This is a genomic window from Halopiger goleimassiliensis (assembly GCF_000455345.1).
Lineage (GTDB): Archaea > Halobacteriota > Halobacteria > Halobacteriales > Natrialbaceae > Halopiger_A > Halopiger_A goleimassiliensis.
On the sequence record NZ_HG315690.1, the window covers coordinates 2,934,333 to 2,946,703 of the forward strand.

The window sequence follows — 12,371 nt, forward strand, 5'->3', positions numbered from 1 at the left end:
GATCTTCTCATCCGGAGTACTGAACCGGCGCACCCACCATCCGGGCCGTGGGTGCGCCGGAACTGACGTACAGTAACCCGTATCAGGAGTCGCCGATTTCGTGGAATCGATCGAGAACCTCGTCAGGGACCGGGTTGACGTAGCGAAACGATTCGCCGTCACAAAGCCGGTCGAAATCGCGATCGGTCGTCACGAGAACGTCGATAGCTGCCTGCCTCGCGAGAGCGATGTAGAAACAATCGTAGACGTCGTGATTCTTCTCGGCGCTGATTTCGTAGGCCTCGAGAACCGTGTCGTCGTCCACGTCGACGAACTCGAGTGGGTACTGAAGCAACGACGAAACGGCGTTTCTCGCCTCGTACGATTCGAATCCCAGGTCCTCGAGCACCCACTGAATCCGCAGCGGCAAATAGCCGAAGACGACGAGCGTGTCACCGCCGGTGAGCGAAGGCACGAGTTCGTCCGCGATGTAAGGATGGCCAGGATGATCGTCGACTAACTGTATCGCCAGCGCATTGAGATCCGGGAGGATACGGGTTTCGCCCATGTTATCGGCCGCCAAACGTGGAGTCACCCGCGTCCCGGAACGCTTCCGAGCCCCACTCCTCGTCGCGAGTTACCGTCTCGAGGTCAGGGAGTTCCCGTACGAGCCGAATATCGCCACCTTCGCGAACGACCCTGAACTCGGTACCGTCCTCTAGATTGAGGTCGTCGCGAAGTGCTTTCGGAATCGTCAACCGCCCGCGATGATTGAGCTGTGCCGTCCCGTACTCCTCCTGATTTTCGGACCCACTCATGTGATCACCCGTACGCGTGGTGATGGACTCGATCACCATAAACCGTGGTGAGAGGTTTAGTTCGATATCGGCCGTCGGGTATCACTCGAGGACCAGCACGTACCGCGTCAGCGACCGGTGCACCCGGCGTTCGAACGCGGCCTCGAGCGTCCAGCCCGCGTCCCCCGCTTCGGCGGCCCACGAGCGATCGGCGATCACGACGGCCCGGGAGGCGACCCGGCGCGCTTGTGCGAGCGCGCCCGAGACGAGGTCCTCGAGCCGGTGGGTGTCGATCTTCGACTGGCGGCCGTAGGGTGCGTCGAAGACGACGGCGTCGGCGGCGTCGTCGGCCAGCGGGAGTCGCGTCGCGTCGCCCCGACCCACGTGCCAGGATCCCCGCGGGACGCCCGTGGGCGAGGGGTCGTCGCGCTCGAGGAAGTGTCGCAGGTTCTCCCGCGCCCCCCGGACCATCTTCCCCTGGGCGTCCGTCCCGACGACGTCGGCCCCGACGAGGCCGGCCTCGACGAGGACGCCGCCGGTGCCACACATCGGATCGAGGACGGTCCGTCCCGGCTGCGCACCCGCGACGTTCGCGACCGCCCGGGCGAGCAGCGGGTCCATGCTGCCGGGCTGGAAGAACGGTTTGTCCGTCGGCGCGCGGTCGCCGAAGTCGCGGACGCTCTCGGCCTCGAGCCAGCCCAGCGCACAGACGGAGACCCGCTCGCCGCGCGAGCGGTCGCCGACCGCTGTCACGTCGGCGGGGCCGTCCCCGTCACCGCTCGAGTCGGGGTCGTCGGACTCCTCGAGCGGCGTCACGAGGTCGCCGGTCGCCTCGTCGGCCGCGAGCGCGCCGCCGGACTCGAGTCGGCCCTCGGCGAACACCGCCCGGAGGACGTGATCCGGATCGTCGAGATCCACCGTGAATCCCCGGTCGACCAGTACGGAGCCGAGCGTCCGCTCCGCATCGGTCGTGCTGACGCCCGCGGAGCCGTGGACGTCCGTCGCCCGGACCGCAACCGACCCCTCGCGCTCGAGTGCCGCGGCCTCGAGCAACGCGCGGGCGCTGGCGACGTCGGCGTCCGTACGGCCGAGCAGCCGACTCGCCCGGTGCGTGTAGGCCAGTCCTCGAACGCGCTCGGGAACGACGGCGTCCGCGACGGCGAGACCCGGCGCGATCCGCCGGACGCCGGTCGCGGCGCTTGCCGCCTCGCAGGCCGCGAACACGTCGTCCTCGCCGCCGAGTTCGAGCAGATACACGTTCGATCCTCGCTCCGGCGCGGCTATCAGCCTACCGCTTTGCCGACCGCCGACCGACGGTCACGACGACGCCCCCGTCCCCGTGGCTGCCGGCAGCAACCATTTCCGTCCGCTCGTCGACCTTGCTGGCGAGGCGTGCGTCCCGTTTCCAGCCATCGCGGCCGGCCCGCTCGAGCGCGATGAGCGGGGACGAGAACGGTCCGACGACTCGAGGGCAGCACCAGCACGAGGCCGACGCGCCGGCTTCGCAACCCGATCCGCTGGTCGGCGGCGACTCGATCGCGGATCGGGCGTTACACTGGCTCTACCTCGACGGCGATCGGCGCGTGCTGTCCGGACTGCTCCTGGCCGGCGTCTTCGCCGCCTGCCTGCTGTTGATCGCCGCCGACCTGATCACGCCGGCGGCGGCGGGCGACGTCACCGCCATCGCCGCGGCGCTGATCGGCGGCATGCTGCCGTTCATCACGGTCGTCCTCGCGATCAACCAGCTGATCCTCTCGGAGGAGTTCGGCACGACGGGTGCCTTCTTCGAACGGCTCGAGGCGACTCGCGAGTACCGGCGGTCGATCGAGTCCCACACCGGCTACCGGCCGAGTCCGGTCGAGCCGTCCGAGTTCCTGCGAGTGCTGATCGAGTCGAAGCGGCGGACGGCACTCGGGCTGCGGAACGTCTGCCGGGACGCCACACCGGAGCTGCGCGACGCCGTCGACGACTACGTCTCGCTGACGGCTCCGCGCGACGAGGACGCTATCGAGACCCTCGAAGGAGCGACGTTCGGCACCTTCGACGTGATCGCCGTCATCGTCCACTACAACGATCCCTGGCAACTACAGGAGGTGCGCAAGCTCCGCGAGCACCACTCCCACGACCTCTCCGAGGCCGCCGAGAACCAGCTCGATCGCCTCGAGGAACTGCTCGGGGACATCCACGTCGCCCGCCAGTACTTCAAGACTGTACATATGCAGCAGGAGCTGGCGGACCTCTCGAAGATCCTGCTGTACGTCGGCTTCCCGACCCTGCTGGGCGGCTCGTTCGTCATCGTCGGCTACGGCAACCTGCTGGCGCTCGAGTTCCACCCCTGGGTCTACGTGGCGGTCGTCTCGGTCACCATCACGGCGCTGTTCAGCCCGTTCGCCGTACTGCTGGCCTACGTGCTCCGGATCGCGACCATCGCCCGGCGGACGGCCGCCGACTTCGGCCCGTTCGTCCTGCAGCAACAGCTCCCCCGGGAGGACCTCGAGACGAGCGACATCGACCAGTAGCGCTCGTGAACCGCCTCGGGGTCCAGCCCCGAGGCACTCGGCCTGCTCCTCCTGTAGACGCCGTCGTCGTAGCGGGCTCAGACGCCCTCATCGTAGCGCGCGCTCAGCCGTTCGGTCGCGAGCAGGAGTTCGTGGCCGAGGACCAGGACGACCACGGCGACGAGGATCAGCGCGCCCTCGAACGGCGACGGGAGCAATCCGAGCGAGACGATCAGCGTCGTCGCACACGCCGGCGGGTGGCGGGTTTCCGTGACGAGCATGCCCCCGGCCGTCAGCGTCGTCGCGAGGACGCCGCTGGCCGCGAGGCGCAGTCCGTCGAGCGAGGCAGGCGCGGTCGCCGCCGTCATGGAGACGTCGCCGGCGAGCAGGTGATAGGCGAGCAAGCCGGCGACGACGCCGATCGCGTGGCCGCCGATCACCCGGCGGGGCGACGCCGCGTCGCTATCTTGGAAGAGCGCGAGCACGAACGCCGACGGGCCGAGACTGGGAAACAGCATCGGCAATCCCGAGAGCCAGGCGAGCCCCGCCGTCGTCGAGAGCAAGAGCCCGGTGTGAAGCGTCGTCCCCAACCGATCGTCCATGGCTGGAGGTTCCGGTTCGCAGGGAAAACGTCCGCGGTTTCGCGCGCCGATTGCCGCCGCCCGATCGCCGGGGGCTCGCCGGCGACGGTCACTCCGGAGCCGGAACGATCGTCACCGGCACCGACGACCGGCGCGTGACCGCTTCGGCGACGCTACCGAGCAACATCCGGGAGACGCCGGAGCGACCCTCGCTTCCCATCACGATCCCGTCGACGCCCTCGGCGTGGGCGTACTCGAGGATCGCGTCGGCCGCCGTTCCCCCGAGCAGTTCCGTCTCGACGGTCCGGTCGACCTCGGCGGCGATCGCGCTGGCGTCTTCGAAGATGTCGATCTCGGCCGCGTCGTCGGCCGTCGGCGTTCCGCCGTAGCCCGCCTCGAGGTCGTCGACGACGTGGACCACCGTCACGTCGGCGTCGGGAAACGCCGACAGCGCGTGCTCGAGGGCCGCTCGAGCGGTCGCGGAGTCGTCCATCGGGACGAGCAATTCGCGGGACATGGGTTCGACTACGGGGCGAACGTACATCTCCGTTGGGCTCAGGACCCGAGGAGCATCGGCCCGAACACCGTCGTCACCACTGCGAGTGCGACGACGCCGCTGAGCAACGCCGTCCCGGCCGTTGCGACCCGTCCCGGAGACGGTACTGACAGTCTCGCGGCGATCGCTTCGGCGGCCGTCCGAACGAGGCGGCCGCCGTCGAGCGGATAGACCGGCAGACAGTTGAAGACGCCGACGAGGAGACTGATCCACCCGGTCCAGAAGAGGACGGTCGCGGCCGGGAGAACGAGACCCCCGACGACCGAGAGCGGTCCCGTCACCGTGTAGAAGTTCGGAACTGCGCCGACGAATCCGCCGAAGTTCTCCGCGAAGAGTCCGATCGATCCCGCGACGGGCAGGACGGTAACCCCGAGGAACCGATCGAGTACCGTCCCCGTCAGCGGAACGCCCCCGCCGCTGACGACGGCGAGGTGTTCCGCGGCCGGATAGGGGTCGACGCCCAGATCCGAGAGCGCGAGGCCGCCGATGCCGGCCTGCGGGACGACGCCGAGATACGCCCCGTTACCGTTCGGGGACGCGCCGAGCGATACCCGGAACTCCTCGAGGTGCCCGGACGTGTAGAACTCGACGCCGACGGTCTCCCCGGCCGTGGCGTTCTCGAGGGTCGCAAACAGTCCCTCGTGGCCGTACACGCGGTCGCCGTCGATCGCGGTGACGACGCCCGGGTCGCCCGCCGGTGCCCCCGCCCGTGCGAGCGGCCCGTCCGCGACGACTTCGGCGACGGCTGCGCCGCCGACCAGGGTCTCGGATCGCTCCCGGCCGTCAGCGTCCCGAAGCGTCACCGGAACGGCCGGTGCCGAGGCGTTCTCGAGCGCGGCCCGGAACGCCGGGGTCGTCCGTACGGGCGTCCCGTCGACCGCGTCGATCCTGGACCCCACCGCGAACGCGTTCGGACCGCCGTCGGGTGCGCCGGTGACCACGACCGACGGCTCGAGCGAGACCGACTCCCCGTCGGCCAGCTCGACGGTGACGGGACCGTCGCCGTCGGCGACGGCCGCCCGGACGTCGTCCGCGTCCTCGATCGGCGTCCCGTCGACGGCGGTGAGTACGTCGCCCCGCTCGAGGGACGCCTCGTCGGCCGGCGTGCCGGGAAGGACGCCGCCGACGGCCAGCCCGGGGACGACGGCGATCGACGTCGCGGCGAGGGCGACGAGCAACAGCGTACAGGCCACCGCGAGGACGAGATTGCTCGAGACGCCCGCGGCGTAGATCCGGTGCTGGCTCGCCGTCGACGTCTCCCGTTCGTTGCCGTCCATGTCGACGTACGCGCCGAACGGGAGAAGGGTGAGGAAGATCATCCCCATCGACGCCACGTCGACGCCCTCCACGCGACCGAGCAGCGCGTGACCGACCTCGTGGACGGCGACGCCGACGAACAGCCCGAAGACGATCTCGGGAGCGGCCGCGAGCGGCAGGAAATCGTTGACGCCTGGCACTGCGACGACGTTGTGCGGCTGGTTGACCGCGCTGGCCGTATCCCGCGTCACTGCCAGGACGGCAGCCGTCAGCACCAGCACCAGCGACAGCACGAGCAGGCCGTACGCGACGACGACCCCCACGTCGACCAGCCGTCGCCAGAGCCGTCGGCGAGCGGCGAGGCGCTCGAGGGCGGCCGGAACCGTCCGCCGCTCCAGGGTCACGACCGGGCCGCTGACGGAAACCCACGACGGAAGGGCACCTCGCGCGGCCAACGCCATCACGCCGAGCGTGTAGACGAGGAGGCCGACCCCGATCGCAAGCAGGGTCTCGGTCATCCACGAGTCCCCCGGCTACGGCCGACCGACCGGCCCGCAACGCTCCACGTCACCGGTCGTCGTTCTCCGTTCATCCGTCGTCTTCGTCGAACTCGTCCCGGACGGTACATAAATTAACAGAATACGAACGGTTCGCCGGGCGACCGTCCCCGACCGACACGCCGGTCCTCAGATCGGATCGTCGACCTCGAGAGCGGCCTCGAGGCGGTCGCGTTCCTCCCGCAGGCGCTCGAGTTCGTCCGCGACGCGGCCGTCCGCCAGGCGTTCTCGCTCGTCCGGGGACAGCTGAGCGACCGCTTGGGCCGCCGTCTGGAGGCGATCGAAGTCGTCGTCGTAGGTCCGCCGACGGACCGCACGCAGGGCCTCGACGACGTCGTCGTCCGCGACGCGTTCGACGAACGGGCGCAGTTCGCGGGTGCGCCGGCGGAGGACGCCGGCGGGGCCGGGCGGCCAGTCGACGGTCAACGCGTCGGCGTCGATACCGTCGAGGTAGGTCTGCTGGGTCGCCACGCGGCGCTTGAGCACGTCGGCGTCCGCGACGTAGTGCGAGAGCTTCGACCGGGAGTAGTCGGCGAACTCGAGCAGTTCCGGGATCGTGTGCTCGCCGTCGGGGCTGTCCCGGACGTACTCGCGCAGGTCCGCCGGCGGTCGCGCGAAGTCGACGAACGGGTACCACCGACTGCGTTCGAGCAGGTCGAACACCTCCCGGGCCGAGGCTTCGAGACGGTAGTCAGAAAAGGCCTCGCGGATCGCCTCGTTGTAGCGCTCGATCGGCTCGCGAAGGTCCGCGACCGGGGCGTCTAGATCCGCCGTTGCGAGTTCGAGCAGCCGTTCGCGCTCGTCGATCTCGTCGCCGACCTCTCGCAGGCGGACGGACGCAGCCTTCCGGGCCTCCGCGAGCGCCTCGCGGGCGTCCTCGCGGTCCTCGAGCAGGTCGGCGTACCGCGATGCGGGCTCGAGGGCGTCGTGGGCCGCCTCGAAGTCCGACTCGCTGAGGCGGCGCTTGTCGATGGCGTCCAGGGCGTCCTCGAAGGCCTCTCGATCCCGGAGGTCGTCGGGCAGGTTCTCGACCAGGGTCGCGAACTGGCCCTCGAGTTCCACGTAGGCCTTGAAGTTCTCCCGGCCGGTACCGGTCGCCCGGTCGACGTAGTCCTCGAGCAGCGTCGTCGCCGATCGGTAGGCCTCGGCCGTCCGTTCGACGGTCTCCCGGCCGTGGTCGTCGATTCGCTCCTCGATGCGTTCGAATCGGCCGCGGGCGGCCTCGAGGCGCTCGAGCGGCGTCGCGTCCGGGCCGTCCGTCTCGTCGGCCGCGGGGGAGTGGACGCGTTCGCTCATTCGTAGACGGCGTCGGGATCGAACACTTGCTCGCCCACGTCTTCCCCGTCGATCGTCCGGTAGAAACACGACCGGCGGCCGGTGTGACACGCGCCACCCTCCTGATCGACCAGGTAGAGGAGGGTATCGGCGTCGCAGTCCACCCGCACTTCGTCGACGTGCTGGACGTGACCGCTCGTCTTGCCTTTCTGCCACAACTCGTCCCGGCTCCGGGAGTAGTAGTGAGCCAGTCCGGTCTCGCGGGTTCGCTCGAGGGCCTCTGGGGAGACGTAGGCGAGCATCAGGACCTCGCCCGTCTCGGCGTCCTGTGCGACGGCGGGGACCAGGCCGTCCTCGCCGAAGTCGACCGCAACGGCGTCGTCCATAGTCGACCGATCGTTCGTCGGAGCGATAGGTCTTTTGCCGCTGGCACGGTGGCCGGGACCGACCGCGGTCGCAGTGGCGAGTTCGAGACGCCCGTGGTCGACTTCTGAACCCGTCATCGAACGGTTCACACAGGAACCACGACGCGGAATTCGTCTCGAGTTCGGCACGCGCGTCAGCGGGGATCATGGAACGAACGTGCTACGGTCACCACAGGTGTTTTGTGAGCCACTCCGGTAGCTAGCGATAGCCACAGTGAAGGCAGAATCAGCGGGGGACCGAGACCGGGCGCGGCTGCGGCTCTTTCGGCGACCGTATTCGGAACTGGTAGTCGCGATTCTCGTAACGGGGGCGTTCTACGTCGACCGATGGGGAGGATCACCCCCCGCAGTACCGGACCCGGCGACGACCGCGGTGGTCGTCGTTCTCGGCCTCGCCGTCGGCTTCGTTTCGGCCGTCACCAGCGATACCGGAGACGGTCGACGGGTGACCCGCCGGCACGTCATCGGCTTCCTCGTTGTCGCCGCGATCGCCGTTTCCCTCCCGCCGGTCGACACCCCCGCAGTCGTCGATATCGGCCTGCTCGCCGCGGTCTGGGGTGCGGCCGGCGGAAGCGTCGCGACGTCGGTGCGCGACGGTACCGATCAGTAACCGGTGATCCTGCGTCAACAGATGATAATACCGTCACAAGCCTCGCACGGACAACAGAAGTATCCGAAATCGTCTTCCTCGATGATCTCCGCCACACAGACCGCACACGAGGGGGTCGCCCACCCACTCGAGCCGACGCAGGTGCCACAGGCGACGATTTCGACGGAGTACACGTTCGCGAGGTCGGCGATACAGTCCGTATCGGGAATTCCACACGGGGCACAGAGTGTCAACGGGTTCGCCAACAGGGAGTTGCAGTCACAGCCCTGCGTCGATACCTCTCTGTTTTTCTCCACTGGTAACGTCAGCGAGTCCGTCTCTTGCCTAACGTCGGCGTCGTCCGGCCAGAGCTTGGTGTGCTCGATCACGACCGGAACGGTGTCGATCGAGTCGAGATCGACGTCACGTTCGCGCAGTTCCCGTTCGACCTCGGTGGGGTCACCGTCGTAGTCGACCGTTCGGGTAGTGACGTATCCGTGCGGGTCGATTTCCGCTGCAGTGTTCCAGACGATCGCGCCTGTTTCGGCGACGTCACCGTCGTCCTCGAGATCGAGGGAGTCGCTGTGTCTAGCGTCGAACGGGATTCTGACGAACTGCCACTCCCGATCCTGGTAGTTCGTCTCGTACCCCGTCACCGAACTCAGATCCGGCTCGAGACCGCGGGAAACGAGCTCCTGCCACATCGCGTTGACCCGCTCGTCGGACCGCGCGTCCGAGACGAGGCGGTTCTTCTCGCGTGCTGTCAGTTCGACCGTCTCCTTGTCCGGATCGAGTGAGACGGTCTCCGCGGCCGAAACGTTCGTGATCGACGCTCCAGCGAAGAGGCTTGCAACCACGCCCGCGAGGAACGATCGCCGGTTCCCGTTCCGGGACTCTCGAGCGGCGTTCCACGCTTCGACACAGCCGCCACCGCTCTCGACCGCGTCGTTCAAACGCTCTCGGTGCGCTTCGGTGTCAGTCTGTTCGGACGTCGTGGCGTCAGTTTCTCGATCGATTTCGTCAGTCATTTTCTAACACCCGGATGGAAATTGATTACATTCTACGTAAAGCCCATTTTGCCTATACAATTATGCTATTAATATGTTATAATAAGAGGGCGGAATAGACGGCCCTCCCCGGCAAACGTTGGACCAGAAGCGCTCCCCTCCCGTTCCGGTCCTGCATCGCGCGGCTCGGCTCACGGTGGTTCGAGAGAGCTACGCTCTCTCGTCATCTCGCAGAACTTCGCTCCGCGACGACTCATCGAGGTGGCTTCGCCACCTCGAGATCACGAAAGGCGCTTCGCGCCTTTCGATCGACTTCGCCGTTCGCCTAATCGCGGCGCGTCGCGCCGCGCACTCCACATCGGTCGTCGGCCCGCTCACTCGCGCTGCTCGCTCGCGGTACCGTGTTCGGTGACTGGATTCAGAGGCCCGCAACGTCCTCGATGGCGTCGGTCAGCGCTGCGATCGACTCGCGGTCGTGTTCGCCCATGTGCCCGATACGGAACGTCTTCTCGCCCAGATCCGAGCCGTAGCCGTTAGCGAAGACCATGTCGTACTCCTCGCTGACGGCCTCGATGGTTTCCGCGACGTCGATCCCCTGCGTGTTCTCGATGCAGGAGACGGTCTGGGATTCGTAGCCCTCCTCGGGGAACATGTCGAAGTGTTCGCGTGCCCACTCGCGGGTGTACTCGGCCATCTCGCGGTGGCGCTCGTCCCGGGCGTCGTGGCCCTCCTCGAGCATATGCTTCATCTGCTTTCGGTACGCGAGCATGACGGGGATCGCGGGCGTGGAGTGGGTCTGGCCCTTCCGGTCGTAGTAGTCCAGCGAGCGCTGGAAGCCGCCGTACCACGAGGCCGAGTCGGACTCGAGTTCGCGCTCGTAGGCCTCGTCGCTGACGACGCAGACGGCCAGGCCGGGCGGCATGGCGAAGGCCTTCTGGACGGAGGTGAAGATGACGTCGACGTTGTGCTCGTCGATGTCGACGTAATCGCCGCCCAGCGCGGAGACGGCGTCGACGACGAAGTAGGTGTCCGGGTACTCGGCGATTACGTCGCCGATCTCCTCGATGGGGTTGCGGACGCCCGTCGAGGACTCGTTCATCACGCACGTGACGACGTCGTACTCGGTGTCGCTTCGCTCGAGCACCTCGCGAACGTCCCCGGGTTTGACCGCCTGGCCCCACTCGTACTCGAGGGTATCGACGTTCTTGCCGAGGCGTTCGGCCACGTTGGCCTGTCGCTCGCTGAAACTGCCGCAGGTCGTCACGAGGAGGTTCTCGTCGACGAGGTTCAGGATGGCGCTCTCCATGAACGCCGTCCCCGACGCCGTGAGGACGATCACCTCGTGGTCGGTGCCGAGGAACTCCTTGGTGTCCTCGACGATGGTCGTGTAGAGGTCGGTCATCCGGTCCATCCGGTGGCCGAACAGCGGCTGGTTCATCGCCTCGAGGACGTCCTCGCGAACCTCCGTCGGGCCCGGGATGTACAGCGTCTTCTCGGGATAATCGTCGGTATACTCGCGTTTGTCGGGCACGAAACTCACCTGATACGGAGACGTGGGCGGCGAGACGGTATGGGAGTTTTGATGGAGGCGGATAGCGCCGCCCCACGTGAGGTTCTCGTGGATGGGTGGCCTACCCGCCCCCAGCCTCGTCGCCGCTGTCCTCGTCGTCTCCGCCGCTACCGTCTTCGTCGTCACCGTCCTCGGATTCTTGCACCTCGATCTCACCGACCATCTCGCTCGTGTGGATGTCACACATGTACTCGACGAGGTCCGTCGTCGCCTCGAACGACAGCGTGGCCGTCTCGCCTTCCTCGTTGAGAATCTCGGTCTCCGCGAGCGGGTCGTGCATCGCGGAATCGTCCTCCTCCGCGTCGGCGTCGTAGACGCCGAGGTTGTGATCTTCACCGTCGCCGTTCTCCCAGGAGAGTTCGTACTCGGTACCCGCCTCGAGAACCAGCGTCGGATTTCGCTCGTCGAGGATGAGTTCAGGTTCGACGCCGGTCCAGCCGTCGGTCGTCGCCTCGAGCGCGATCGCGTCGACGTCGGCCCAGGCGTCGGCAGCCGGTTCGTCGCCGTCGTCGCTTTCGGTTCCGGGACCGCCACAGCCGGCGAGGGCGGTCGTCAGGCCGGCGATCCCGACCAGTCGAAGCGCCTCGCGTCGGGGAAGCGAATCGGTCATACGAACTCGACGCGCGTCGCGGGGAAAAGTCGACGGCCGACATGTTCGCGGCGCTGCGGGACAGGCGATCGGTCAAAAAGTGCAGTGAGAATCGATCGCTCGACACCGACGGACCTCGAACCGGGTCGCGGCCGCGACGGCCTCGAGCGAAGTGCTCTCCCAGAATCGCTCGCGGTCGTTACTCGACGACGAGGTCGCCGACCTGCTGGAGTTCGTGGTAGGAGCAGATGTAGGTGGTCATCTCGCTGGAGGCTTCGAACTCGAGGGTCGCACTCTCGCCTTGGTCGCCGACGTCGTCGGTCTCCTCGAGGGTCTCGTCGTCGTCGTTACGGAGCTGGAGGTCGTGGGTAGCGCCGTCGCCGTTGGTCCACTCGATGGTGTACTCCTCGCCCTCCTCGAGGACGAGCGTCGGGTTCTCGACGCCGTCGATGTCGCCAGCAGCGCCTTCCCAGCCGGTGGTGTAGCCCTCGAGTTCGATCGTCTCGTCGGGCGAGATCTCGAACTCGTCGCCGTCGCCACCGTTGCCACCGTTGCCGCCGTTGCCGCCGTTACCTTCTTCGCCGTTACCATTACCGCCGTCGTCGCTACAGCCAGCGATGAGCCCCGTGGCAGCCGCAGCACCGGTGAGCTTCAGCGCAGTCCGTCGTGAAACACTCTTCTCGTGCATACT

Annotated in this window: 14 protein-coding genes; 2 read left to right on the top strand and 12 right to left on the bottom strand. The window is 67.5% G+C overall.

The genetic code is table 11. The features are described 5' to 3' along the window. Positions 1-82: 82 nt before the first annotated feature. The 3 genes from TX79_RS14365 to TX79_RS14375 form a co-directional block, all read right to left on the bottom strand. Positions 83-547, bottom strand: a complete 465-nt coding sequence (locus tag TX79_RS14365) for a type II toxin-antitoxin system VapC family toxin (protein ID WP_049928127.1) — start codon at positions 545-547, stop codon at positions 83-85. A 1-nt stretch (position 548) separates the two neighbouring features. Then, the gene (locus TX79_RS14370) at positions 549-797 is read right to left on the bottom strand and encodes an AbrB/MazE/SpoVT family DNA-binding domain-containing protein (protein ID WP_049928412.1); all 249 of its coding nucleotides are present in this window, start codon (positions 795-797) and stop codon (positions 549-551) included. A gap of 81 nt (positions 798-878) precedes the next feature. Beyond that, a complete protein-coding gene (locus TX79_RS14375) occupies positions 879-2,033 on the bottom strand; it encodes a methyltransferase domain-containing protein (protein ID WP_049928128.1) in 1,155 nt (384 codons plus the stop codon). Between the two features lie 179 nt (positions 2,034-2,212). Between TX79_RS14375 and TX79_RS14380 the strand changes: the two genes are divergently transcribed. Beyond that, positions 2,213-3,295, top strand: a complete 1,083-nt coding sequence (locus TX79_RS14380) for a hypothetical protein (protein ID WP_049928129.1) — start codon at positions 2,213-2,215, stop codon at positions 3,293-3,295. A gap of 77 nt (positions 3,296-3,372) precedes the next feature. Here TX79_RS14380 and TX79_RS14385 read toward each other — a convergent pair whose 3' ends face one another. The 5 genes from TX79_RS14385 to hisI form a co-directional block, all read right to left on the bottom strand. Beyond that, positions 3,373-3,876 (bottom strand): HPP family protein, encoded by a 504-nt coding sequence (locus TX79_RS14385; protein WP_049928130.1) that lies wholly within the window; start codon positions 3,874-3,876, stop codon positions 3,373-3,375. 88 nt (positions 3,877-3,964) lie between these two features. Further along, positions 3,965-4,372, bottom strand: a complete 408-nt coding sequence (locus TX79_RS14390) for a universal stress protein (RefSeq protein WP_049928413.1) — start codon at positions 4,370-4,372, stop codon at positions 3,965-3,967. Between the two features lie 38 nt (positions 4,373-4,410). Continuing rightward, positions 4,411-6,186, bottom strand: coding sequence for a site-2 protease family protein (locus TX79_RS14395; RefSeq protein ID WP_049928131.1), 1,776 nt, complete (start codon positions 6,184-6,186; stop codon positions 4,411-4,413). Positions 6,187-6,354: 168 nt separating this feature from the next. Continuing rightward, positions 6,355-7,521 (bottom strand): DUF7118 family protein, encoded by a 1,167-nt coding sequence (locus TX79_RS14400; protein ID WP_049928132.1) that lies wholly within the window; start codon positions 7,519-7,521, stop codon positions 6,355-6,357. Continuing rightward, positions 7,518-7,886 carry a phosphoribosyl-AMP cyclohydrolase gene (hisI, locus tag TX79_RS14405; RefSeq protein WP_049928414.1) on the bottom strand — a complete coding sequence of 123 codons (369 nt, stop codon included), beginning with the start codon at positions 7,884-7,886 and terminating at the stop codon, positions 7,518-7,520. The genes TX79_RS14400 and hisI overlap by 4 nt, the downstream gene beginning before the upstream one ends. Positions 7,887-8,298: 412 nt before the next feature. On the opposite strand from hisI, the gene TX79_RS14410 reads away from it, so the two are divergent. Next, the gene (locus tag TX79_RS14410) at positions 8,299-8,535 is read left to right on the top strand and encodes a hypothetical protein (RefSeq protein WP_049928133.1); all 237 of its coding nucleotides are present in this window, start codon (positions 8,299-8,301) and stop codon (positions 8,533-8,535) included. A gap of 14 nt (positions 8,536-8,549) precedes the next feature. On the opposite strand, the gene TX79_RS14415 is transcribed toward TX79_RS14410, so the two are convergent. From TX79_RS14415 to TX79_RS14430, 4 genes are all read right to left on the bottom strand, one after another. Continuing rightward, on the bottom strand, positions 8,550-9,542 hold the full coding sequence (locus tag TX79_RS14415; protein ID WP_049928134.1) for a hypothetical protein: 993 nt from the start codon (positions 9,540-9,542) through the stop codon (positions 8,550-8,552). A gap of 397 nt (positions 9,543-9,939) precedes the next feature. Then, positions 9,940-11,052 carry a pyridoxal-phosphate-dependent aminotransferase family protein gene (locus TX79_RS14420; RefSeq protein ID WP_049928135.1) on the bottom strand — a complete coding sequence of 371 codons (1,113 nt, stop codon included), beginning with the start codon at positions 11,050-11,052 and terminating at the stop codon, positions 9,940-9,942. A 100-nt stretch (positions 11,053-11,152) separates the two neighbouring features. Then, positions 11,153-11,701 (bottom strand): cupredoxin domain-containing protein, encoded by a 549-nt coding sequence (locus TX79_RS14425; protein WP_049928136.1) that lies wholly within the window; start codon positions 11,699-11,701, stop codon positions 11,153-11,155. A 178-nt stretch (positions 11,702-11,879) separates the two neighbouring features. After that, positions 11,880-12,368 (bottom strand): hypothetical protein, encoded by a 489-nt coding sequence (locus TX79_RS14430; RefSeq protein ID WP_049928137.1) that lies wholly within the window; start codon positions 12,366-12,368, stop codon positions 11,880-11,882. Positions 12,369-12,371 lie beyond the last annotated feature (3 nt).

Bases quoted from the DNA above. Each gene is read 5' to 3' on its own strand.
- TX79_RS14365 (WP_049928127.1), bottom strand. From the start codon at position 547: ATGGGCGAAACCCGTATCCTCCCGGATCTCAATGCGCTGGCGATACAG.
- TX79_RS14425 (WP_049928136.1), bottom strand. From the start codon at position 11,701: ATGACCGATTCGCTTCCCCGACGCGAGGCGCTTCGACTGGTCGGGATC.
- TX79_RS14415 (WP_049928134.1), bottom strand. From the start codon at position 9,542: ATGACTGACGAAATCGATCGAGAAACTGACGCCACGACGTCCGAACAG.
- TX79_RS14385 (WP_049928130.1), bottom strand. From the start codon at position 3,876: ATGGACGATCGGTTGGGGACGACGCTTCACACCGGGCTCTTGCTCTCG.
- TX79_RS14430 (WP_049928137.1), bottom strand. From the start codon at position 12,368: ATGCACGAGAAGAGTGTTTCACGACGGACTGCGCTGAAGCTCACCGGT.
- TX79_RS14370 (WP_049928412.1), bottom strand. From the start codon at position 797: ATGAGTGGGTCCGAAAATCAGGAGGAGTACGGGACGGCACAGCTCAAT.
- TX79_RS14395 (WP_049928131.1), bottom strand. From the start codon at position 6,186: ATGACCGAGACCCTGCTTGCGATCGGGGTCGGCCTCCTCGTCTACACG.
- hisI (WP_049928414.1), bottom strand. From the start codon at position 7,886: ATGGACGACGCCGTTGCGGTCGACTTCGGCGAGGACGGCCTGGTCCCC.
- TX79_RS14390 (WP_049928413.1), bottom strand. From the start codon at position 4,372: ATGTCCCGCGAATTGCTCGTCCCGATGGACGACTCCGCGACCGCTCGA.
- TX79_RS14400 (WP_049928132.1), bottom strand. From the start codon at position 7,521: ATGAGCGAACGCGTCCACTCCCCCGCGGCCGACGAGACGGACGGCCCG.
- TX79_RS14380 (WP_049928129.1), top strand. From the start codon at position 2,213: ATGAGCGGGGACGAGAACGGTCCGACGACTCGAGGGCAGCACCAGCAC.